Annotated in this window: 19 protein-coding genes and 1 tRNA gene; 13 read left to right on the top strand and 7 right to left on the bottom strand. The window is 42.1% G+C overall.

Translation table 11 applies throughout. From position 1 onward, the window contains the following. The first annotated feature begins 52 nt into the window (after positions 1-52). The 3 genes from ACNURT_RS12615 (at position 53) to rsmD (ending at position 1,927) form a co-directional block, all read left to right on the top strand. On the top strand, positions 53-526 hold the full coding sequence (locus ACNURT_RS12615; RefSeq protein ID WP_419702049.1) for a hypothetical protein: 474 nt from the start codon (positions 53-55) through the stop codon (positions 524-526). A gap of 70 nt (positions 527-596) precedes the next feature. Then, entirely contained in the window at positions 597-1,409 is an 813-nt protein-coding gene (locus tag ACNURT_RS12610) for a DUF3822 family protein (protein ID WP_419702048.1), read from the top strand. Then, the gene (rsmD, locus tag ACNURT_RS12605) at positions 1,385-1,927 is read left to right on the top strand and encodes a 16S rRNA (guanine(966)-N(2))-methyltransferase RsmD (RefSeq protein ID WP_419702047.1); all 543 of its coding nucleotides are present in this window, start codon (positions 1,385-1,387) and stop codon (positions 1,925-1,927) included. Before ACNURT_RS12610 ends, rsmD begins: the two co-directional genes overlap by 25 nt. 148 nt (positions 1,928-2,075) lie before the next feature. Here rsmD and ACNURT_RS12600 read toward each other — a convergent pair whose 3' ends face one another. After that, positions 2,076-2,825 carry a DeoR/GlpR family DNA-binding transcription regulator gene (locus ACNURT_RS12600; protein ID WP_419702046.1) on the bottom strand — a complete coding sequence of 250 codons (750 nt, stop codon included), beginning with the start codon at positions 2,823-2,825 and terminating at the stop codon, positions 2,076-2,078. 61 nt (positions 2,826-2,886) lie between these two features. Here ACNURT_RS12600 and nudK point away from each other — a divergent pair, with 61 nt between their 5' ends. From nudK to coaD, 3 genes are all read left to right on the top strand, one after another. Further along, entirely contained in the window at positions 2,887-3,465 is a 579-nt protein-coding gene (gene nudK, locus ACNURT_RS12595; protein ID WP_419702045.1) for a GDP-mannose pyrophosphatase NudK, read from the top strand. Beyond that, positions 3,462-3,830: a DUF4406 domain-containing protein gene (locus ACNURT_RS12590; RefSeq protein WP_419702044.1), complete on the top strand. Its 369-nt coding sequence runs from the start codon at positions 3,462-3,464 to the stop codon at positions 3,828-3,830. Before nudK ends, ACNURT_RS12590 begins: the two co-directional genes overlap by 4 nt. Positions 3,831-4,023: 193 nt before the next feature. Continuing rightward, positions 4,024-4,485 (top strand): pantetheine-phosphate adenylyltransferase, encoded by a 462-nt coding sequence (coaD, locus tag ACNURT_RS12585; protein ID WP_419702043.1) that lies wholly within the window; start codon positions 4,024-4,026, stop codon positions 4,483-4,485. Here the strand turns inward: coaD and ACNURT_RS12580 are convergent. Then, on the bottom strand, positions 4,454-5,092 hold the full coding sequence (locus ACNURT_RS12580; RefSeq protein ID WP_419702042.1) for an NUDIX hydrolase: 639 nt from the start codon (positions 5,090-5,092) through the stop codon (positions 4,454-4,456). The genes coaD and ACNURT_RS12580 overlap by 32 nt on opposite strands. Between ACNURT_RS12580 and pyrE the strand changes: the two genes are divergently transcribed. The 5 genes from pyrE (at position 5,091) to ACNURT_RS12555 (ending at position 9,323) form a co-directional block, all read left to right on the top strand. After that, positions 5,091-5,750 carry an orotate phosphoribosyltransferase gene (pyrE, locus tag ACNURT_RS12575; RefSeq protein ID WP_419702041.1) on the top strand — a complete coding sequence of 220 codons (660 nt, stop codon included), beginning with the start codon at positions 5,091-5,093 and terminating at the stop codon, positions 5,748-5,750. The two genes, ACNURT_RS12580 and pyrE, sit on opposite strands and share 2 nt — an antisense overlap. A gap of 139 nt (positions 5,751-5,889) precedes the next feature. Continuing rightward, on the top strand, positions 5,890-6,285 hold the full coding sequence (locus ACNURT_RS12570; protein WP_419702040.1) for an SRPBCC family protein: 396 nt from the start codon (positions 5,890-5,892) through the stop codon (positions 6,283-6,285). A 361-nt stretch (positions 6,286-6,646) separates the two neighbouring features. Continuing rightward, positions 6,647-8,275, top strand: a complete 1,629-nt coding sequence (locus ACNURT_RS12565; RefSeq protein WP_419702039.1) for an ABC-F family ATP-binding cassette domain-containing protein — start codon at positions 6,647-6,649, stop codon at positions 8,273-8,275. Positions 8,276-8,304: 29 nt separating this feature from the next. Next, on the top strand, positions 8,305-9,120 hold the full coding sequence (locus ACNURT_RS12560; protein WP_419702038.1) for a carboxypeptidase-like regulatory domain-containing protein: 816 nt from the start codon (positions 8,305-8,307) through the stop codon (positions 9,118-9,120). Positions 9,121-9,250: 130 nt separating this feature from the next. Then, a tRNA-Lys gene (locus ACNURT_RS12555) sits at positions 9,251-9,323 on the top strand. Between the two features lie 121 nt (positions 9,324-9,444). On the opposite strand, the gene ACNURT_RS12550 is transcribed toward ACNURT_RS12555, so the two are convergent. Genes ACNURT_RS12550 through ACNURT_RS12530 form a run of 5 tightly spaced genes read right to left on the bottom strand, consistent with a single transcriptional unit; the run spans position 9,445 to position 18,074 of the window. Beyond that, positions 9,445-10,938, bottom strand: a complete 1,494-nt coding sequence (locus tag ACNURT_RS12550) for a glycoside hydrolase family 32 protein (RefSeq protein ID WP_419702037.1) — start codon at positions 10,936-10,938, stop codon at positions 9,445-9,447. Positions 10,939-10,957: 19 nt separating this feature from the next. Next, positions 10,958-12,676: a RagB/SusD family nutrient uptake outer membrane protein gene (locus ACNURT_RS12545; protein ID WP_419702036.1), complete on the bottom strand. Its 1,719-nt coding sequence runs from the start codon at positions 12,674-12,676 to the stop codon at positions 10,958-10,960. 19 nt (positions 12,677-12,695) lie between these two features. Next, entirely contained in the window at positions 12,696-15,800 is a 3,105-nt protein-coding gene (locus tag ACNURT_RS12540; RefSeq protein ID WP_419702035.1) for a SusC/RagA family TonB-linked outer membrane protein, read from the bottom strand. A 25-nt stretch (positions 15,801-15,825) separates the two neighbouring features. Beyond that, a complete protein-coding gene (locus tag ACNURT_RS12535; protein ID WP_419702034.1) occupies positions 15,826-16,731 on the bottom strand; it encodes a carbohydrate kinase family protein in 906 nt (301 codons plus the stop codon). 11 nt (positions 16,732-16,742) lie between these two features. Further along, positions 16,743-18,074 carry a sugar porter family MFS transporter gene (locus tag ACNURT_RS12530; RefSeq protein ID WP_419702033.1) on the bottom strand — a complete coding sequence of 444 codons (1,332 nt, stop codon included), beginning with the start codon at positions 18,072-18,074 and terminating at the stop codon, positions 16,743-16,745. Positions 18,075-18,423: 349 nt separating this feature from the next. On the opposite strand from ACNURT_RS12530, the gene ACNURT_RS12525 reads away from it, so the two are divergent. Together ACNURT_RS12525 and ACNURT_RS12520 are read left to right on the top strand one after the other, a co-directional pair. Continuing rightward, on the top strand, positions 18,424-21,177 hold the full coding sequence (locus ACNURT_RS12525; protein ID WP_419702032.1) for a substrate-binding domain-containing protein: 2,754 nt from the start codon (positions 18,424-18,426) through the stop codon (positions 21,175-21,177). 204 nt (positions 21,178-21,381) lie between these two features. After that, on the top strand, positions 21,382-21,963 hold the full coding sequence (locus tag ACNURT_RS12520) for an RNA polymerase sigma factor (RefSeq protein ID WP_419702031.1): 582 nt from the start codon (positions 21,382-21,384) through the stop codon (positions 21,961-21,963). The last annotated feature ends 125 nt before the right edge of the window (positions 21,964-22,088 follow it).

Here is a 22,088-nt window from a genome sequence, read left to right as displayed (position 1 = left end):
TGCAAAAATGACGATAAGTTAATTACTTATCAGCATTTTTATAAATTTGACCATGGAATTTGATGAAGATAAAATAGAAGAAACCGGAGGAGACTATGTTGAAATATATTCCAGGCGAGCCATATTCTGGTTTGCTGCATTCAGCCCTTTGTATGCAGGTATATTACTCATTATCAATTTATGGGTAGCCGGCTACAAATGGGTAATAGGTCAGGTGATCATGTTTTTACTGTTCGGCAATCTTGTTTTGTTGTTTGCCATCAGGGCGTTAAATATTAAACCCGATCTGGAAGCGCTCCGGAAGTTTGCTTCTGGCAGCACCCCAGTAACATCGTTTAGCCAGATAATGCCTTTTTTTCAATTATTCTGTTTAACCCTATTTTACAATATTTTAGCAGGCATTGTTTTGACAAGGTATTTCTTTAAGAAATATTTCCCCGACGATGACTATTATCCAAGGTCCGTTTTGTGGCCAATATTGATTTATATCCTTTTAACATTGTTTTTGGGAGGCAGAGGGTTTTAATGAGACAATGCTTTTTTAACTACGGTAATTCATAGTATCTGCCAAAAAATATTACTTTTGTTAAACTGGCATGAGCGAATACAATTATAACTACCATGATGATAACTTTAGCCTTGACGAGGCCGAACGTTATAATTTATTGATACAGATTAATAAAGCTACATTTTCGTATGCGATCACTGATCAGGATAAACTGGTTGCCTGTGCGGATATGCACCCATTGGATGAGCTAACCAATCCGCAGGAACTGCTTGATCTTTTATCGGCCAAATACAAACAGGTAGTTGTAGGTTTGCCTGCTAATGGCTTTACTTTAGTCCCTCAAAGCCTGTTTAGCCCAGATCATATTACCGATTTTGCCCGCTTTTTGGATGTAAACTCAAGCGAAAAGATATCCGCTCAGCCTTTAGATAGCAGCAACATCATTATTTACAAGACAGACAGCGCGATAATCAACGCAGCTGAAGAATTTGGACTGCGTAACAGTGTTTTTTCGTCGAAAGGATGGATAAGCGCCATTGCAGGAAATAACCCAGCCGACCATGACCTGTACCTGAATTTAAATGGTTCACAAGTCGAAATTATAACCTTTAAGGATAACAAACTGCGCTTCTATAACCGGTTCGAATTTCAAAATAACGACGAACTTGCTTACTTTGTGGCCCTCACAGCTAATGAGTTGGGTTTACAACCTGCCGATACTCATATTTATTTAAATGGTGATATTGACACCGGCGATAAAAGCATCAGCTACCTGGCAGATTTTTTTGGCCAGGTAGAGCTTAATCATCTGCAGGTGGTACAAATTCCAGCCGAAATACCTGCACACCAAATATTATCACTCGCTGCTTTATCTTTATGCGCATCATCGGAGGTAGTTTAAAGGGACTGCGACTTAACCCACCCAAAAATCTTCCGGTACGCCCTACAACCGATCTGGCTAAGGAAGCCCTGTTTAATATCCTGCAAAATCAAATTGAATTTGAGGAAATTAAGGTGCTTGATCTGTTTAGCGGTACAGGTAATATCTCTATGGAGTTTGCATCCAGAGGAGCTGCACAGGTGATTTCGGTTGATCGTAGCATCCATTGCGTGAACTATTTGAAGGATATATCCCGCCAGCATAAGATGGAGCAGATAAAGGCTTATAAAGAGGATGTTTTTAAGTACCTGCAAATGGAAACTGAACAGTACGCCCTCATCTTTGCCGACCCGCCTTACGACCTTAACCGGATCCCCGAAATTTCAAAAATAGTTTTTGAATGCAACCTTCTGGCACCCGATGGCTTGCTGATCGTGGAGCACCAATCCATGCAAAATCTCAATAACCACCCCTCTTTTGTGGAGCAACGAAAATACGGACATTCTTCCTTTTCATTTTTCAGGCACCTTGCTGAATAGCCTGCAAAAATCCGACCAGTATTTACCATACTTGCACAGCACTTAAAAACTTCATAAGTTATGATAGTGACATTCAAAACTCCTCTTAGCTCACCCTGCTATAGCCTTAGCAACTACTGGAGTAAAGTCTTTTATAGTCTGCAAAGATCTACCCTACCTGTAAAATAGTCAAGGCGGTACCTTTAAAGCCTGTCAGCTTTCCTTCATCCGCGTTGGTAATGATCGCCTCAACCTGGTTGATATCGGCAAATTTGAGGTAGGTTTCCTTCCCTATTTTGCTATCGTCGCATAACACATAAGTGTAGGCGCTTTGATTAATATACATTGATGTAATTTCGGCCTCCAGCTCGCTGTTGGCAAACAAGCCATTAGCCGATATACCGTCCACTCCTAAAAAAGCCTTACCAGCCCGGTATCTGGCAACGTGCTCATTGGCTATTTTACCATGGGTTGCCTGCCGCTCGTTATTAAACTCGCCCCCAATGATATTGATTGATACTGAACAGTTTTGCAGTTCATAAATAACAGGCAATGAGTTGGTGATCACCTTGATCTTTTTATGCTTAATAAACTGGCACAGTCTGAAAACCGTACTGCCGCAATCCATAAAAATGATATCGCCATCGTTAATATGTTCAGCCGCCTTGCGGCAAATACTATCCTTCACATCAGCATTTTGAGCCGCCTTGTTTACAAAATCATGCGGTTTAGCTAAAGGGTCAACTTTCATGGCGCCGCCATGGGTGCGATAAAGCAGGCCGTCATTAGCCAATTGGTTCAGATCGCGCCGGGCGGTGATCTCCGAAATATCTAATGCGACGGCCAGCTCTTTGATGTCAACTTCGCCGGTATGGTCCAGTTGCTCTAATATTTTTTGCTTTCTTTTTTGAAAGTTCATTCAAATAGTTTTATATTCGATCAAAAATAATCATAATTGATCATTTTTAATCAATTTATAGATGACAGATATCAAAATCTTAAAAACAGAGGTACTATCAGACAACTGGTACATCCTCCGGAAAATATTTTTTGAAGCTACAAAAAAAGATGGCACTGTTTTAAAACTTAGCCGCGAGGCTTACGACCGGGGCAACGGCGCTACCATACTTTTATACAACCGGGATACTAAAACGGTGATACTGACTAAACAATTCAGAGTTGCTACTTATATCAATGGCAATGATAATGGGATGCTGATTGAATGCTGCGCAGGTTTGCTGGATCAAAGCAATGCCGAAGACTGCATCAGGCGGGAAACCGAAGAGGAAACAGGTTACCAGATCAGGAATGTAAAAAAGGTATTCGAAGCTTATATGTCGCCGGGCTCGGTAACAGAGATCTTATATTTTTTTGTGGCGGAGTATACAAGTGACATGAAGATAAGCGATGGCGGCGGACTGGAAGAAGAACACGAAAATATTGAGGTACTGGAACTGCCATTTACCACAGCCCTGCAAATGGTACAAACCGGCGAAATAAAAGACGGCAAAACCATTATGCTTTTACAGTATGCACAACTTAATCAGTTAATATCATGACCAATACACCTTTAGTAATTTTAATAGCAGGCCCGTACCGTTCGGGCACCAATGATGACCCAACCCTGATGGCTCAGAATTTAAAAAAACTGGAAGAAATGGCATTGCCGATATTCAGGGCGGGGCATATCCCGGTAATTGGCGAATGGTTTGCCTTACCCCTGCTGGAGCAGGCCGGTTCAAAACACCCGGGCGATGCCGCTTATGAAGAGATCCTATACCCCGTTGCCCAGCGCCTGCTCACCAAATGCGACGCCGTTTTAAGGATCACCGGCGCTTCAAAAGGAGCCGATGAAGATGTACGGATAGCGCAGGAACGTGGCCTGAAGGTTTATTACCAGTTGGAGGATATTGTTGGTAGGTAGAGCTTTATAAATACTATTTCTCCACAACCCGTCATCAATGACGTCGTTTCTATATATTGTTATATGTGAGACAAAAACGACAAGCTTTTCCCTTCTTGATTCTTGACTCTTAATTCTTGACTCTTCTTACAAGTCTCTTGCTTCCTGACGCTAAAAAAGCTACTTTTGATCAAAGCATTAACATCAGCCTAAAATGAAGATCGCTCTTTTCCCAGGTTCTTTTGATCCGGTTACCAAAGCCCATGTCGATATTGTAAAACGCTCGGTTGACCTGTTCGACAAGGTTTATATTGGCATAGGCGCCAATAGCAGCAAACAGGGTCTGCTCAGTATAGCAACCCGCGAACAGATGCTCCGTGCGGTTTTTAAACATGATGAGCGGATACATATTGTGGCTTATGAAGGGTTAACGGTAAACTTTTGCAAAAGCATCGGCGCTACCTACATGATCAGGGGGATTCGTACCGTATCCGATTTTGAATACGAAAAAGCCATAGCCCAGATGAACCATGCCCTGGTGCCCGATATTGAAAGCATTTTTATTGTAAGCAAACCGGGCTATTCATCCATCAGCTCAACCATCGTACGCGAAATTATGCGTCATCATGGCGATGTGGCACAGTTTATCCCCGCAGAGGCATTAGCTTATTTGTAACCAACTTTTCTTTATGCAATACATCCATAATGGATGGGAATGTATTTTCCACAATAGGTTCAATATGCTCTTTCTTAAACCAGCGCACATCGGTAATGCCTTCTTCTTTTTGTGGCTTTAGTTTGTCCTTACCCTTGCTGTCCATGGCAAACCAGTGCGTTTTTTTAAGCACCACCTCGCCCCTGCTGATGTAAACATGGTAGGTTTTGCATATCTTCTCATTCAGCTTGCTCACTTTTATGCCGCATTCCTCTTCTACTTCGCGTACGGCAGCTTCTTTTACTTTCTCGTCCTTCTCAATTTTACCTTTGGGCAGGTCCCATTTATCGTTACGGTAAATAAACAAATAATCGCCAGCCGTATTCATGACCAGGCCGCCGGCAGCCTCAATAAGCGTAATATTTTTGATAACCGATTTTAAAAAAAGTTTGGCATTGGTGCAGGGCACATAGAATAACTTTTTGGGATTTGCCAGTATCCAGGTATAAATTATTCGCAGATCAAATGTCTCTGCATCAAGCCTTTCATAACTTTCTGCATGCGATGGTTCTGATTCAGTTAACAGGATAACCTTTTCGTTGATATAAATTCTGTATTTTTGAGCCATGTTTAATAATAATGAGATCGAGCAGCAAGTTGCTGAATTTCTGCTGCAAATTAAAGCAATTAAATTACAACCTAACAATCCTTTTACATGGGCGTCGGGATGGAAATCGCCAATTTATTGTGATAACCGCGTAACACTTTCTCATCCGTCTATCCGTACTTATATCCGTCAGCAATTAACCGTTGCTATACAGGAAAAATTTGGCAGCGTGGGTTGCATAGCCGGTGTGGCAACCGCCGGTATACCACAAGGGGCGCTTGTAGCCCAGGAATTGGGATTACCTTTTATTTACGTACGCTCGAAACCGAAAGATCATGGAACCGGCAGCCTTATTGAGGGGGATGCCTCTACAACCACCGGCAAACGTGTAGTGGTTATTGAAGACCTGATATCAACCGGTAAAAGCAGCTTACAGGCCGTTGAAGCTTTACGCACTGCCGGTTTCGAGGTTGCTGGTCTTGCAGCCATATTCAGCTATGGTTTTGATGTGGCCACCGAAAACTTTAAACAAGCTGGTTGCCCCTTTGTTACTCTATCAAACTATAATGCATTGATAAAATATGCTGAAGAGCACCAATACATTGCCGATAAAGACGTGGCTATTTTAAAACAATGGCGCGAAAACCCGGCAGCCTGGGGGCAGATAGCTTCCAGTTAAGACCGTTGATTTTTTTGATTCCGATGATTGCGTTGATTCTGTCGGAAACCATGATTAACCGGTTAAAGGATGGTGATGATTTTTTTGATATAGTCGTTTCCTAACGTAAAACTTACAACGTATCACGTAACACAAAAATATGAGCACTTTCACCAGCAATATCAGCATTAATAAACCCATCAGTGAGGTTTACGCTTTTTTGGCCGATTTTAACAATCACCAGAAACTGATGCCGGAAAATATACAGGAATGGGTTTCAACTGCCAACGAGGCTCATTTCAGCATCCAGAATATGGCTAAACTTTCCTTGAAGATTGAAAGCCGGCTGCCTGACCAGGAAATTATTATTGTGCCGGCAGCAAAGCCGCCGTTTGATCTGAAATTAAAATGGTCGCTATCTTATGATAACGACCATACTGATGTTATTTTTACTATCGATGCAGATCTGAACATGATGATGAAGATGCTTGCCTCAGGTCCGCTGCAAAAACTGGCGGATCATGAAACAAATAGCTTAACCGAAATATTAAGTTAAGCGCAGCATCTGCCTATCAATATACTTTCCTTTTCTGTGTATTGTTGATGGCTATTATTACGTTGATAATAACCAATGTGATGATTAATGCTCCCATGACTGGTAATATTTAATAATGTATGAATCTGTTGAGTCAAAGGTTGTTCCATTTTCTGTAATTGGTTAATTTATAACTGTATAACGCTAAACTGAGCTCTTAGTTTTAAAGTTACCCATAATATGGGCAAATATGTACACGCTAATGTCAATTAAATGTGACGGAATACGTACTTAAATCCACAAAACTCCCCATTTAAAATCAGTCTCAATACCAAAAAAATGAACTATTTACCGTATTTTTGCGGCAAATTATAGGTGCAGCATGATTACGGTATCCAATCTATCATTACGTTACGGAAAACGGACTTTATTTGAAGACGTTAACCTTAAATTTTCACAAGGCAATTGTTATGGCATTATAGGTGCCAATGGTGCCGGCAAATCAACATTTTTAAAGATCCTTTCGGGCGATATTGATCCAACAAGCGGTTCAGTAAGCTTTACTCCGGGCGAGCGTATGGCGGTTTTAAGCCAAAATCACTATGCCTTTGACGAGTTTACGGTTATAGAGACTGTGATGATGGGCTACAAAGAGATGTATGCCGTAATGAAGGAAAAAGACGCCATTTACCTGAAAGAAGATTTCACCGATGCCGATGGCGAACGCGCCGGCGAACTGGAGAACCTGTTTGCCGAAATGGATGGCTGGAATGCCGAAAGCAATGCCGCTACCTTGCTAAGTAACCTGGGTATCAAAGAAGAATATCATTACAACCTGGTAAAAGATCTGGACAATACCCAAAAAGTACGCGTATTGTTAGCTCAGGCACTTTTTGGCAAACCTGATATTTTACTACTGGATGAGCCTACAAACGACCTGGACATCCACACCGTAAGCTGGCTTGAAGACTTTTTAGCATCGTACGAAGCTATTGTATTGGTGGTATCGCACGACAGGCACTTCCTGGATACGGTTTGTACCCACGTGGTGGATATTGATTTTGGTAAGATGACCATTTATACCGGTAACTATACTTTCTGGTATGAGTCAAGTCAGCTGGCTTTGAAACAACGCTCTGATCAGAATAAAAAGACAGAAGATCGTGTTAAGGAATTGCAGGAGTTTATCCGCCGCTTTAGCGCCAACGCTTCTAAATCGAAACAAGCTACCAGTCGTAAAAAGGCACTGGATAAGATCAATATCGACGAGATACAGCCATCAAACCGTAAATATCCCGGAATTATATTCAATAACCTGGGCCGCGAAGCCGGCGACCAGATATTACAGATCGAGAATTTAAGTAAAACCCTTAATGGTGAACTTTTATTCAACAACATCAGTCTTACGGTAAACAAAGGCGATAAGATTGCCATACTCTCACAAAACAGTTTGGCAACTACTGCTCTGTACAACATTTTAACCGGCAGAGATACAGACTTTAAAGGCACCTTTAAATGGGGCGTTACTATTAACCACGCTGATATTCCGATTGATAATGCCGAATACTTTAAAGGTAAGGATGAAAACCTGATTGACTGGCTGCGTGAATACTCACCTGGCGAAAAAGACGACCAATTTATCCGTGGCTTTTTGGGCCGGATGCTGTTCTCTGGTGAAGAGGTATTAAAGAAGAGCAATGTACTATCAGGAGGCGAGAAAATGCGCTGCATGTTTAGCCGCATGATGCTGCAACAAGCCAATTTACTAATGTTTGATGAGCCAACCAATCACCTGGACCTGGAATCGATCACAGCGCTTAATAATGGCATGAAAGACTTCAGGGGCACCATTCTGTTCACCTCACGAGATCATGAACTGGTAGAAACAGTAGCCAACCGCATATTTGAACTAACACCAGGCGGCTACATCGATAAGCTGATGACCTACGACGAATACATCAACAGCGATGTTGTAGAAAAACAGCGGACTGACCTATATGCTTTAGTGTAACCAAAGAGCAGGTAAATAGTCTTACAGGCATGAAAAATCCAATACTTATTAGCCTATTTACCATTTGCACTTTATTTGCCCATGCCCAGGTGTTTGATGGTGTTGTTAAAGATGCCAAAACCGGTATGCCCTTACCTTATGTAAATGTGGGTATTGTTGATAAAGGCATAGGTTCTGTTACCGATAATGCCGGCCGCTTTAAGCTTAATTTAACCGGTCATGATGCCGATAGTTTGAAGCTATCTATGATAGGGTATAAATCACTCACCTACCAAGTGGCCAGTTTTATTAAGGATACAGAAGCTCATAAAACACTGCTTTTACAGCCCACAGTTACCCAGCTAAAAGAAGTAAAGGTTAACAACCATAAATGGAAACAAGTAGTATTGGGAAATACTTCACAATCTAAATCTACCAACGCGGGTTTTACCGACAATAAACTTGGATATGAGATAGGTACCATTATCAAGATCAAAAAATCGCCTACTTTTATAAAGCAATTTAACGCCAATATAGCAACCGAAGTAACCGATTCTGTAAAACTTCGCCTAAACTTTTACAGCGTTAAAGACGGTATGCCCGATCAGCTTTTGCAAAATGAAAACATATTTGTGACCGTTAAAAAAGGCCAGCAAAGGATAAGTATAAATCTGGAACCCTTTAACATAGTTGCTGACGACAAATTTTATGTAAGCCTTGAATGGATACAAAATACAGAGGGCCATGGCGTAATGTTTTCTGCAAGTTTCTTAGGTGGCTCCATCATCTCGCGCGAAACCAGCCAGGCAAAATGGGAAAAAGTAGGCATAGCGGGTATTGGCTTCAATGTATTGGCCGAATATTAATTTTCACCTAATACCTCAATACGAAGAAGACCATTCTTAGAGTTTTTAATCAAAAAAATATCCAAAATCAAATATCCTGAAGCTAAAATCAAAAATAAATCAGCATATTTGCAACCCAATAAAAATAAAAGACTTGGTAGCTCAGCCGGTAGAGCAACTGACTCTTAATCAGTGGGTCGAGAGTTCGAGCCTCTCCCAGGTCACTCAGTGGGACAGAGATGTAAAATCGTACTCTGTCCCATTTTTATTTTTAAAAAAAAATAAGCGCCCCATTTTACCGGAGCGCTTATATCAACTAATTCTCAAACTGGAGTCCTAATTCATCTATTTCCAGATAGCGTTAAGCCCCGATAGTTTAAGGTCCTTGAGCCTGTCTTTACTTTCAACTTTAACATGATCAAATGGCTTATCGGGAAAAAAGATGGCAGTCATCGTGGTAAGGCCCTGGTCGGCGAAGAGTTCTATTGAAGCTGCATCAATTACCAGGGTAAGATCAGAGCTTTGTGAGGACGAAAATCTGGGTGCAAAGAAACGCCCCTTGAAGTCTTTCTGAAAAGCTGTATTGCCGGCCTTCGTACGGTCAATATAATATTGCCTGGCTTTTTTGTCATAACCAATGACCAATTCCTCCTCGAGGCTATTTGACAATGTCACGCGGTAATCGCTCAATGACACCGTTGACAACTTGAGCAAACCGCGTCCTGTAAATGTACCTGCTTTGTTCAATACTACTGATTTAGCTGGCTCTTTGATTCCATTCAATTCGAGCACAGGCAATGAGGCAAGGAGTACTTCTCCGTTCACCTGTTTTAGTGACAGGTCCCGGGGTATGGTCATGGCATTACGCCACTTTTCTGTAGGCACCAAATTGGCGTACGCCCAGTTACTCATCCAGCCCAGAAATATTTTACGGTCGCCGGTATTGCTCCAGGTCACCCCTGCATATTCGTCAGGCCCATAGTCAAGCCAGCGGGTCTTCTCATCCACCGCTGCAAAGCCATGTCCGTCAAACGTTCCGATAAAATATTGAGTTGCCGATCCGCCATTTGGGCCGCCAGGATTCAGGTTTACAACTAATACCCAATAAGTTTTCCCATCGACTTTTAACGGAAACAGATCTGGACATTCCCAAACACCGCCATGAGCGCCCAACTGTTTTCCGAATTCACTTTCCTGTTTCCAGTGCTTCAGATCAGGTGAAGAAAAAAAAGTGATATGATCCTGAGTGGCCAATGTCATTATCCATTTCTTTTGCGGCTCAAACCACATCACTTTAGGATCACGAAAGTCCCGTATTCCGGTATTCTTCAAAACAGGATTACCGGCGTATTTCGTCCAGGTTTTACCCTCGTCCAGGCTGTAGGCAATACTTTGGTTCTGAAAATCGTTCCGTCCGCTTTTTTCGCCTTTCGGATCGTGATGTGTAAAAATGGCGACTAAGGGAATACGGCCATTTTTTCCAAAGCCCGAGGTGTTATGAATGTCGGCAACTGCGCTGCCAGAAAAAATATAACCCAAACTGTCCGGATATAACGCAATCGGCATTTCTTTCCAGTGCATCAGATCTTTACTTTGTGCATGTCCCCAGTGCATGGGGCCCCATGTTGTGCCGCCGGGATAGTATTGATAGAACAAATGATAAGTTCCGTTATAATAAACCATACCATTCGGGTCATTGATCCAGTGCTCCCTGGGCGAGAAATGCACCTGCGGCCGATATTGCTCCTGATATCTGTTATTGTCCTGTGTTTGTGCCAAAGCTGTTGCACCTATCGCTACGAAAGCCAGACTGAGGAGATGTTTAAAATTTCTTTTCATGGTTGAGTTATCAATTAAATTACCATCCGGTATTTTGTTTGTATAATCCTTTGCTAAAATTAATCTGGTTTAGCGGAATTGGCATGTATTCGTCCCGGTTCTTTTTAAATACTGCATCCTGCAAATGCGATTTCCTGGTTTTCTCCACAGTAAAATAGCTATTCATATATTCCGCAGCAATACCCCAGCGCACCAGGTCAAAAAAGCGGTACCCTTCCATGGCAAACTCCAGGCGGCGCTCAAAGCGTAATGCCTGCCTTGCATAATCCTGTGTCCATACACAGTTGACACCCGGTTTGTAGGTATCAATTTTGTAATTGGATATGCTGTTTCCGTTGGCCTGCTTAAGCAGTGATTCGCTATTAGCTGCACGCTGGCGTACCTGATTGATCAATGGTACAGCTTCCAGTTGCCTTCCTAACTCTATCAACGCCTCGGCCTTAAATAAAAGTACATCGGCATAGCGGATAATGGCCCAGTTTTTACCGCTCGACATAAATGGCGGGAACTTTTTAAAGGCGGCATCACCCGGCAACACGGTTTCTTTCATACTCAAATGAGGTCCGTAAACCTGCGGAGCCCTTGCCCACGATGTCTGAAATATAAAATTTGGATCGTATTTATACGGATGTCCGGGGGTTGCCACAGTATGGTCAATACGCGGATCAAATGAGTTGGCCTGATAATTACCGGTAGGTTCCACATCGGCATTATTAAAAGTACCAAACATAGGTAAGCCCGTATTATCAGTTTTAAACGCATTGATCAGGTTATTGCTGGGTACATGAAATCCGCAGCAACCATACTCCTGATTCATCGGGTAATCGAGCTCATGACCAAAATCCTCGCGACCTTGCGGTGTACCGTCATTTATAGAATATTGAATAGCGAAAACAGATTCCTTGCCGTTTTCAAATTGCGATAAAAAGTTATTGGCAAAATCAGTGCTTAAAGCATAAGAGCCGGAATTGATCACATCATCACACAGGCTATTAACTTCTGTAAGTTTTGCCTGATCGACCGAGGTTACATTATTATTGTCATCCTGAGTGTAGGCATGGTATAATAACGCTTTAGCCAGGTACGCTTCCGCAGCAAATTTATTAGCCCTGCCCACATCAGATTGTGTTTTTGGTAAATTGGCTACTCCTGCACGGAAATCATCTTCAATTTTTTTCCATAAAGCATCATCGGTCAGCGCACGGTTTGAAATGGTTGGATAATCAGTTTTGGCTATCGTTTCATCAATATAAGGCACATACTTAAACAATATCTTTAGGAGGAAATAGAAATGCCCGCGTAAAAAGCGCAGCTCGCCCTGCCTTATGGTCTTATTAGGATAATCAGTTTCGGTTATAGCATTAACCCGGCTTAATGCGTCATTTACCCGGCCTATTCCTACATATATGCGAAACCAGAGCGCATCTGTTGGTCCATAATCTACACGGTTCAATGAAAACGTTTCGTAGCCATGAAACTCGCTGATATCGCCGGGGCCATCGCCGCCTTTATAGGCATCTCCACTCCTAATGCTGCCATAAGGCCACATACTGCTGTAAGGGGTCATATACTCATCATTACCTAAGGCCGAGTAAGCGGCAATTACCATTTTATCAACATTGGCAGGTGTATTTAAATCGGCACTTGCCGCCGTACCCTGAGGTATGGTGTCCAGAGTTTTTTTGCAGGACAACAGGCAGATACAAATAAAGCCCGCTATATATATTTTACTTTTCATGTCTTTATTTTATAAATATTTAAAAGGAAAGGTTTACACCCAGGGTAGCAATAACCGGGATCGGATAAATGTTATTCGGATTTTCCGGATCAGTTGCCGTGTATGATTTACTCTTAACCGTAAACAGATTACTGGCTTGCACAAATACGCGTGCAGTTTTAACATTTATGCTTCTGAGCGCACTTTTAAGGTTATAACCTACTTGAATATTCCTTAATTTTAAGTAGGAACCATTTTCAATGTAATAGGTAGATGACCGTCCCTCGTTGTTCCTGTCAACAGTGGTTAATGCGGGAATGGTTGAGTTAGGATTCTTAGGAGTCCAGGCGCTCAGCGTTCTTACGCCCCAATTAGCTCCGGGTGCAATTGATGAAAAGTCGGTTAAGCCTTTGTAGGTATTGTACTCCATAACACCCTGCACTCCCTGAAAAAAAAATACGAGGTCAAATTGCTTAAAGTTAACCGTGGTGTTTAAACCATAGGTGAAGTCGGGATCAGTGTTACCTATAAATTTCTGGTCCTTGCTATCAATAACGCCATCGCCATTCAAGTCTTTGTACCTGATACGGCCCAGGCCTTTACCCGGCTGGCTGGCAGAATTATCAACCTCGGCCTGCGACCTGAACAATCCATCGGCAACGTACCCGTATATAGAGTTAACTGACCGGCCCAGAATAGTTTGGTCGGTTCCATTACCCGGATAGGAAGCTATTGCATCCTGGGGCAAACTGGTGATCTTATTGCGATATGCGGCTATATTACCTGTTAGCGTAAAAGAAAGGTCATTTGACACCCTGCCACTATAATTTAACAAAAACTCAAAACCGGTGTTACGCACCGAGGCTGCATTAATAGTGCGGTTGCCGGCCTCGCCCAAAACGGCAAGGTAAGCGGGGGTAAGCAAAATATCTTTGGTATTTTTAACAAAATAATCAGCCGATCCGGTAATGGTATTGTTAAACAGACCAAAATCCAAACCAAAGTTTGATTGTGTGGTAGTTTCCCATTTTAAATTATCATTACCTTGCTGTATTTGCGTAAAACCAGATGGCAGCTGGCCTGTACCAGCCCCTGAGATATCATAGGCCGAACCGGTTTCATAGCCAAAAATGTGGTTTACGCCATAAATAGCCGAGTAAAGCGTATAGGGAGCATAATATGGACTTGCCTGATTTCCAGTTTGACCGTAAGAATACCTTAATTTCAGGTCAGACACGGCAGAAATATTATCCTTGATAAAACTTTCCTGGCTCAAACGCCAGCCCGCGGAAACAGCCGGAAATACCCCATACCTGTTGTTGGAACCAAACCTCGACGAGCCATCTCTGCGGATAGTAGCTGACAACAGGTATTTGTCGTCGTAAGAATAGTTGGCCTTACCAAAGTATGATAACAAGGAATAGGTGGCACCCGAACCGCCATTATCTATATTGGTTGATCCGGAACTCAGGTAGGCATAATCTATATTTTCTTCTCCAACACCTTGTCTTGTTCCGTAAAGCGATTGATTAATGTATTTAAGTTCTTCCTGGCCTGCCAGTACATCCAGTTTATGTTTTCCTTTATTAAAATTATAGGTAAGTGTATTGCTGAATATCCAGTTACCCTCATAATTGGCATTTTGATTAACGAGGTTTGTGGGATCGGAAAGAAAGCCGGAAACATATGATTTACGCAAAGTACGCGCATAATTTCCGTTATAGTCTGCCGATATGCTTGTGCGAAAATTTAAGCCCTTAATAATATTTAATTCGGCATAGGCGTTGCCCAGTATCCGGCCAAAATTGTTTTTATTTTGTTTGTTATCTTCTATCAGCCTTACTGGATTTTGCCTGTCGGCCATGCCCGGGCCCGGGCCACCCCAGCCTATGCCATCAACCGTATGTACAGGTACAGCTGGCTCTTCAATTTGAGAAAGGCTGGTAACATCGCCGGTGGGAATCAGCACATCCTTCATATAGGTGCCCGTAAAGGTTTCGCCTATTTTTAAACGGTTATTAAAAAAGTTGTATTCCGAATTAAAGCGGGCTGTGATCTTTTGATCGTGAGTTTCTTTAATTACACCCTTGTTATCATAATAACTTACAGAAAACAGCGAATTTCCTTTTTCATTACCATTAGCTACCGATAGGTTGTATGATTGAATAACCGATGTTTGACCAATTTCATTAAACCAGTTTGTATTGGCAGGCTTCATTGTTTTGGCTGCATCCAAAAACTCAGGCAATATAACTTGGTTCAGTACCGGGTTATTGTAGTCTTTATTCCAGTCGTACTGATAGGTCTGATTCAGATTAGGGTCAAGCTTATCGTTTACGGATGCCTGCCAGTAGGCTGCTCCGCGCTGTTGGGTGTTTAATGTTTTTAACTTGGTGGTATAAAACTGCATGGATGTAGAAGCATCAAAGTTGATACGGCTAAATCCGGCCTTTGCTTTTTTGGTGGTAACAATAATAACACCTGCTGCCGCGCGTGAACCATAAATAGAGGCCGACGCAGCGTCCTTCAGGATCTGTATCGACTCGATATCGCTCTGGTTTATTTCCTGCAGCCCGCGCTGGGTTTGTACACCATCAATAATATACAGTGGATCGTTACCCGGAAGGCCCGGCAGTGGCAGCGTGGTGTTACCGCGTACCCGTACTGTTGCTGTTCCGTTAGGCGAACCATCTGCGGTGATAAACAAGCCTGGTACCCTGCCTTGCAACGCTTTAATAGGATTACCTACAGGAATATCTTTGATCTCACTTACATTCACAACAGCAACCGCACCCGTAATATCCTTTTTACGTTCTTTCTGATAACCGGTAACTACCACCTCGTTCAGGTTTGAATTACCTTCCAGTGTAATTTGCAGATTTGCCGATGCCGATGTAATTTTTACCGTTTGCGACGTTAAGCCTACATAAGAGAATCTTAGGGTCTGGCCTGGCGTTGCCTCAATAGCAAACTTGCCGTTCTTATCTGTCAACACCGCTTTTTGGGTTTCGATAACGGCAACAGTAACCGCCTCTAAGGTGTTGGAAGATTTGTCTGTAACGGTACCCTTAATTAAGCGGGACTGCCCAAAACTTCCGCTGGCCATTGTTACCAGCAGGGAACAAAAAAATAAAATTTTTCTCATAATTATTAAATGGTTATTGATTGGTTTAAAATATTTGATTTCTGAAGTTTGTATACTCTGCTATTTCATATGGTGGACATCCTCCTTTCTTGGTGGCTATAAACGCGCCCATCGCGACTGAATTTTTGATCGTGACTTTAGGATCCTGTTTTAAATGATGGTTGGCAATGAATGCCGATAAAAATGAATCGCCGCTGCCGATGGTGTCCTTCACTTTGACTTCGGTGCCCCAGGCATGATAAACTTTGTCATTTTTATAGTAAGAAGCGCCGAACTCGCCTTTAGTCACAATGATTTCCGGAACATTGAACTTGTCCTGGATAAACCTGATTTGAGAAAGTTCCTGACTGAAAGAACCGCCAAATAATATCTGCGCCATTTCCAGTTCTGCCTGGTTGAACTTAACGATGTCTGCTTTTGCCAGCAGCATCTCCAGTAGATCCTTGTTTACAAATGGCGGTCTTAAATTGATATCAAAAACTTTGATGCAGTCTATTTCCAAAAGCTCCATCAGGGTCTTTCTGGTAATCGTATTTCGTGAAGACAGGCTACCATATACGAAATACGTATCAGGCGACAGCTGCCCCGCAATAGCATCGGAAACCCCGATAAAATCCCAGGCAACCGGGTATACAATGTCGTAGGAAACTTCGTTCCCATTATTCATTTTTGCGATCACCTCGCTTGTTGGATATTCCGCATCTTCCTGTACGAAATCGTGATTTATTCCCCAGTTTTCAAGCAACTTTATCAATTTTTCCCCATTGGTGTCGTTCCCTACCCTGCTGACAATGCTGGTAAGCAAGCCCAGTTTATTCAGGTGATACGAAACATTTAACGGCGCTCCGCCAGGCTGGGGACCATCGGGTAACATGTCCCATAGTATTTCGCCATAGCAGATTACAGGTATTTCAAGTGTATTTGTTTTCATCACGCAGTCATTTAATGCATTACGATATTGTTTTCTATTTGCTCCAAGGATTTGCCTTTGGTTTCGGGCATCAGTCGCCAAACGAAGATGAGTTGCAACACCATCATAGTCCCGAAAAAGGAGAAAGTGATGGTTCCGCCAAGTTTTTCAGCGAAATAGGGAAAGCTAAAGGCAATTAAAGCGGCCATGATCCAGTGCGTGGAGCTACCCAGGGTCTGGCCCTTCGCACGTACTTGGTTAGGGAAGATCTCAGAAATAAACACCCAGATGACAGCCCCTTGTGAAAAGGCAAAAAAGGCGATAAAGATCATCATATAGACAGGAATAGCAAAACCACTAAAATTACCGGTGAAAAAAGTGTAACTCACCATAAACAAGGAGGCAATGAGGCCAACCGATCCAACGAGCATTAATAATTTCCGGCCAACCTTGTCAATAATGTTAATAGCCAGCAGGGTAAAAATGAAATTGATCATCCCGATACCGACGGTGGACAAAAGGGAGGAGTGTGCGCCGAGACCTGCCATCTCAAAAATACGCGGCGCATAATAGATGATCGCGTTTATGCCTGATACCTGGTTAAAAAAAGCAAAAAGTACGGCCAGGATAATGGGTAATTTATATTCCCCGGAAAAAAGGCTTGCATTACGCTGATGTGAATCGCTGCCTAACTGCGAGTTTTTTATTGATTCCAGCTCAGCATCGCAATTGAGCGGATTTATAATACGCAGTATTTGTAATGCGCGTTCCGTAGCGCCTTTTTTCAGGATCAGCCAACGAGGGCTTTCGGGAATAAAGCGGATCAGGATCAGGAAGACCAATGACGGAAAGGCCTGTACGCCGAGCATCCACCGCCAGGACGTCTCGCCCCCCTGGCTGATCAGGTAGTTAGACAAATAAGAAACCAGTATACCTAAGACGACATTGAACTGGAACAAGCCCACCAAGCGACCACGACGATCAGCCGGAGAAACTTCGGATATATAAATAGGTGCAGTTACCGAAGAAGCACCCACACCCAGGCCTCCTAAAAAACGGAATCCTAAAAACAGGTACCAGTTACCAGCGAGCGAGGTACCGATAGAAGAAAGCAGGTAAGCCAGTGCTACAAAATATAGTGTGTTTTTGCGACCAAAACGGTCAGATGGCCGCGAGCCTAATAAAGAACCGATCACTGTACCTATTAAAGCGATGGAAATGGTTAATCCATGTTCAAAAACAGACAGGTGCCAGAATTGCTGAATTGATTTTTCGGCACCTGAGATAACGGCGGTGTCAAATCCGAATAAAAACCCACCAAGGGCTACGACCATGGACCAGGCCAGGACGGAATTTTTTCTCATAAATTATAGGTGTTAATTGGTTAACAAATCGAAAGTAGGCTGATTACAACACTATGGGTGAACGTTTTTATATCAAAAATCTCAAAATTTAAAACTTTTTATAAATATTTGATTTTCAATAATATATAATAAAAAACACAATTTAAGGTGTAGAAATCTTTGTTTTTGTTACAGCTATCTCTTGTATGGTTACATTTTTATGCAACTGAAGTGTGCCCTGGCCAAAGCAAGGTTTTGTTATGCCGTTCCATTATGGTTATTTTTACATCAAAGAAGTCTTCCGTCAGCCAATTGCGGAGATCTTGCCGATTATTTTTTGATCATATTCCAGTTGTGCAGCCTTGTTTTTATGAGCTATTTTAAAACCATATTCTCACTTATTCTTGTTTGTTGCATTTTCGGATGCCGGCCGGCTAACAAAAAATCGCAATATGTCATCGGTTTTTCCCAATGCGTAGGGTCCGATCAATGGCGAAGAACGATGCTGGAAGAGATGAAAATGGAGCTTTCCCTGCATCCCGGTGCTGACTTCATTTATGCAGATGCTGGCGGAAGCAGCAAAAAACAAATTGCCCAGGTAGAAAAAATGGTCGATGACGGTATAGATCTGCTCATTATATCACCAAATGAAGCCCGGCCACTGACCAAAGTAGTAGAACAGGCTTATAATAAAGGCATCCCGGTGATTGTTATTGACCGAAAAACTTCGTCATCTTTATATACTGCTTATGTCGGTGCAGATAATTATCAACTCGGTTTTATGGCGGGAACCTATGTCGGCAACACCCTGAAAGGCCCGGTTAATTTATTAGAAATCATGGGGCTGCCGGGTTCCTCGCCCGCTATCGAACGCGACCGTGGCTTTGAGGACGGTATCCGCAGGTACAAAAACATCCGGATCAAAAGCAAGATTTATGGAGATTGGCTCAAGAAAAATGCAGAGGACCAGTTAATTAAAATAAACAACCAGCTCCCCGGCTTTAATACGGTATTCGCGCATAATGATGTCATGGCGAGCGGTGCACGCGAAGTATTCAACCGGCAACATACGACCCACAATGCAAAAATAATTGGCATTGATGCCTTGCCTGGCCCCGGCGGCGGATTGCAGATGGTTTCTGACAAAATATTGGACGCCAGTTTACTTTACCCTACCGGCGGAAAAGAAGCCATTACCACCGCTTTCAACATCCTTAACAAGGAACCGTTTGAAAGGGAACGTATCCTCCAGTCGCTCGTAATTGATTCCTCGAACGTACAATTAATGAAAATGCAATGGAGCAGGATCAGCAGTCAACAAAAAGATATTGAAAAACAGAAATTATTGTTGGAGGAACAGGAAGCGGTTTATAACAGTCAGCAGGTTGTACTCAACATTATTATTATAACATTGGTTTTGGCGGTTATTTTAGGAGGGCTGGCGTTCTACTTCCTGATGGAGAACCGGAAGATCAATAAAAGCCTGGAATTAAAAAATGCCGAGATTTTGGAACAACGTAACCAGCTGATGGAGATGTCTGTGAAGGCTGAGGCAGCTACAGAGGCGAAACTTAATTTTTTCACCAATATATCACACGAGTTCCGTACACCGTTAACGCTCATGTTGTCGCCGATAGAAGAGCTTTTTCAAAACGAAAAGATCATCTCCATTGCAGGGCGTCAGCTTAAAATGGTGCATCAGAATATTTACCGTCTGCTGCGCCTGGTTAATCAGTTAATTGATTATCGCAGGATAGAATATGATAAGCAGCAACTACAGGTTTCTGAGCACAACCTCGTTAAGTTTTTACAGGATATTATCGAAAGCTTTACACATCATGCCGGTAAAATGCAGATCGATCTTAAATTTTTCCCGGCAGAAAAAGAAATTAAGTTATGGTTTGATGTGAATATGCTCGACAAGGTATTTTTTAACCTGATATCCAATGCGATCAAGTTTAGTTCGGAAAAGGGACAGATCAGCATCCATGTCAGGAAAAACGAATCACAAGTGTATGTTGACATAGCGGATAGCGGAGTTGGGCTGACCCCGGAGGAGGAACTTAAGATATTTGACCAGTTTTACCAGGTTGATCATCATAAAGGTCAGGGATCAGGTATCGGGCTTTCACTTTCCCAGGAGATTGTGCTGCTCCATGGCGGCACAATAGAAGTCCACAGTCAAAAATGGAAAGGAACTACTTTTACCGTCGCTTTACCTTTGGGAGCTCACCAATTCAATGAAGAACAAAAATCAGATATACCTTTAGGTCATGATGACCTCGGTGAAAAGTCGAAGATTTATCAGGCGGATCTTGAACGGATAAACCCGGATGGCCCAAACGATGCCCTCAGTGCGCCCAAAGAGTACTCGCTTTTGCTGGCGGAAGATAATGCCGAATTGCTATGCTACCTCAAGGAAAAGCTCTCTGAACAATATGATATTTATACGGCAAGCAACGGTAACGAGGCTTTAAACGAGGCTTTTGAAAAAGTCCCTGACCTTATCGTTGCTGATGTAATGATGCCTGGCCTCACCGGCAAGGTTTTAGTGGAAAAGTTAAAATCAGATTTGCGAACCTCACATATCCCCGTTATTCTGCTTACGGCGCAGGCCAGTGTTGAACAGCAGATTGACGGATTGAAGTCCATGGCGGATATGTATATAGTCAAGCCCTTTAATTTGGCTTACCTGGCAGCGAATATTCAAAATCTGCTTAGAAACAGGTTGATATTAAAAGAGCATTTTTCCAGTGATATCAGTGGTTTAGATAAGCTCCCGCTTTCAAAAAATCTCGACAAAAAATTCGTTAACGATTTTTCTGGAATTGTGGAGCAAAACCTGTCAAACGAGAATTTGAGTGTTGATGATATTTGTAAAATTATAGGTATATCAAGGGTGCAACTTTATCGTAAGGTTAAAGCGTTGATGGGCTGTAGTATTACTGATTATATTTTGAACAGGCGTTTAAAAAAAGCTAAATACCTGCTGATTAATGAAAACTATACCATCGCCGAAATTACCTATATGGTTGGCTTTTCCAACCCGAACTATTTTGCAACGGTATTTAAAGCAAAATATGACTGCACACCAAGCGAGTTTAAAAAAAGCAAGTTGCATTGACATGCCTCGCAATGTCCAGTATGTTCCCGGTATAAGTGCCTACCGAGATAAACCAGTATGGCGTAATCTCTTAATGTTAACGCCAAGGTAATGATTTTAAATTGCTGAGGGGGCAATCAAATTTCCTTGATAATGATTTAACTTAATGATAAGTTAATGCAGAGTCTTTAATATGTCGTTATTTTTGCGCGATTATATATTGTTATGAATATTGTTTACCACGATGACCAGCTTTTAATTGAACAACTACTGCAGGATGGTGAAAGGGCGTTCGATTACATTTATGATCTTTACTGGAAGCAACTTTTTCAATACGCTCACAATCGATTACAGTCTGAGGATATTGCCAAAGACATGGTGCAGGATGTTTTTATTTCACTGTGGAACAAAAGAGATGGTTTAAAATTAAACTCTTCGTTATCTGCCTATCTTTTTTCGATACTCCGGTTTAAGTTAATCAATTTTTACCACGCCAATGAGGTCAGGAAACTACATGCCTTGCGTGTTAATCAACATGATCATCCTTCAGAAAACAACATAGATCAAAGAGTTCATATCAATGAAGTGAACAGCTTATTAAACTCGTCTATACAGAACTTACCTTGTAAAATGAAGGAAATTTTTAAGCTAAGCCGTATTGACGGTCATTCAACACTGCAAATTTCCGAACAACTTAATATTTCTGAACAAACTGTTAAAAACCAGCTTTCGACCGCGTTAAAACGATTGAAATTAAACTTCGCCGATTACTTGACCATCGCGGTGATCTACTTTCTTCTGAAATAGTTGTCTGTCTTTTCAGTTTGAATACCATTCCTAATCTTCGTTATTGGGCTAACATCCCGCGTGAAACAAACTTTTTTTAAATAAATTTTAATTGGGTATAGTACTATGTGGCCTCATAACTGATA

Source organism: Mucilaginibacter sp. NFX135, from assembly GCF_048565145.1.
GTDB lineage: Bacteria > Bacteroidota > Bacteroidia > Sphingobacteriales > Sphingobacteriaceae > Mucilaginibacter.
Note: the sequence above shows the minus strand (reverse complement) of the source record. Positions and strands in the feature narration are given on the sequence as shown.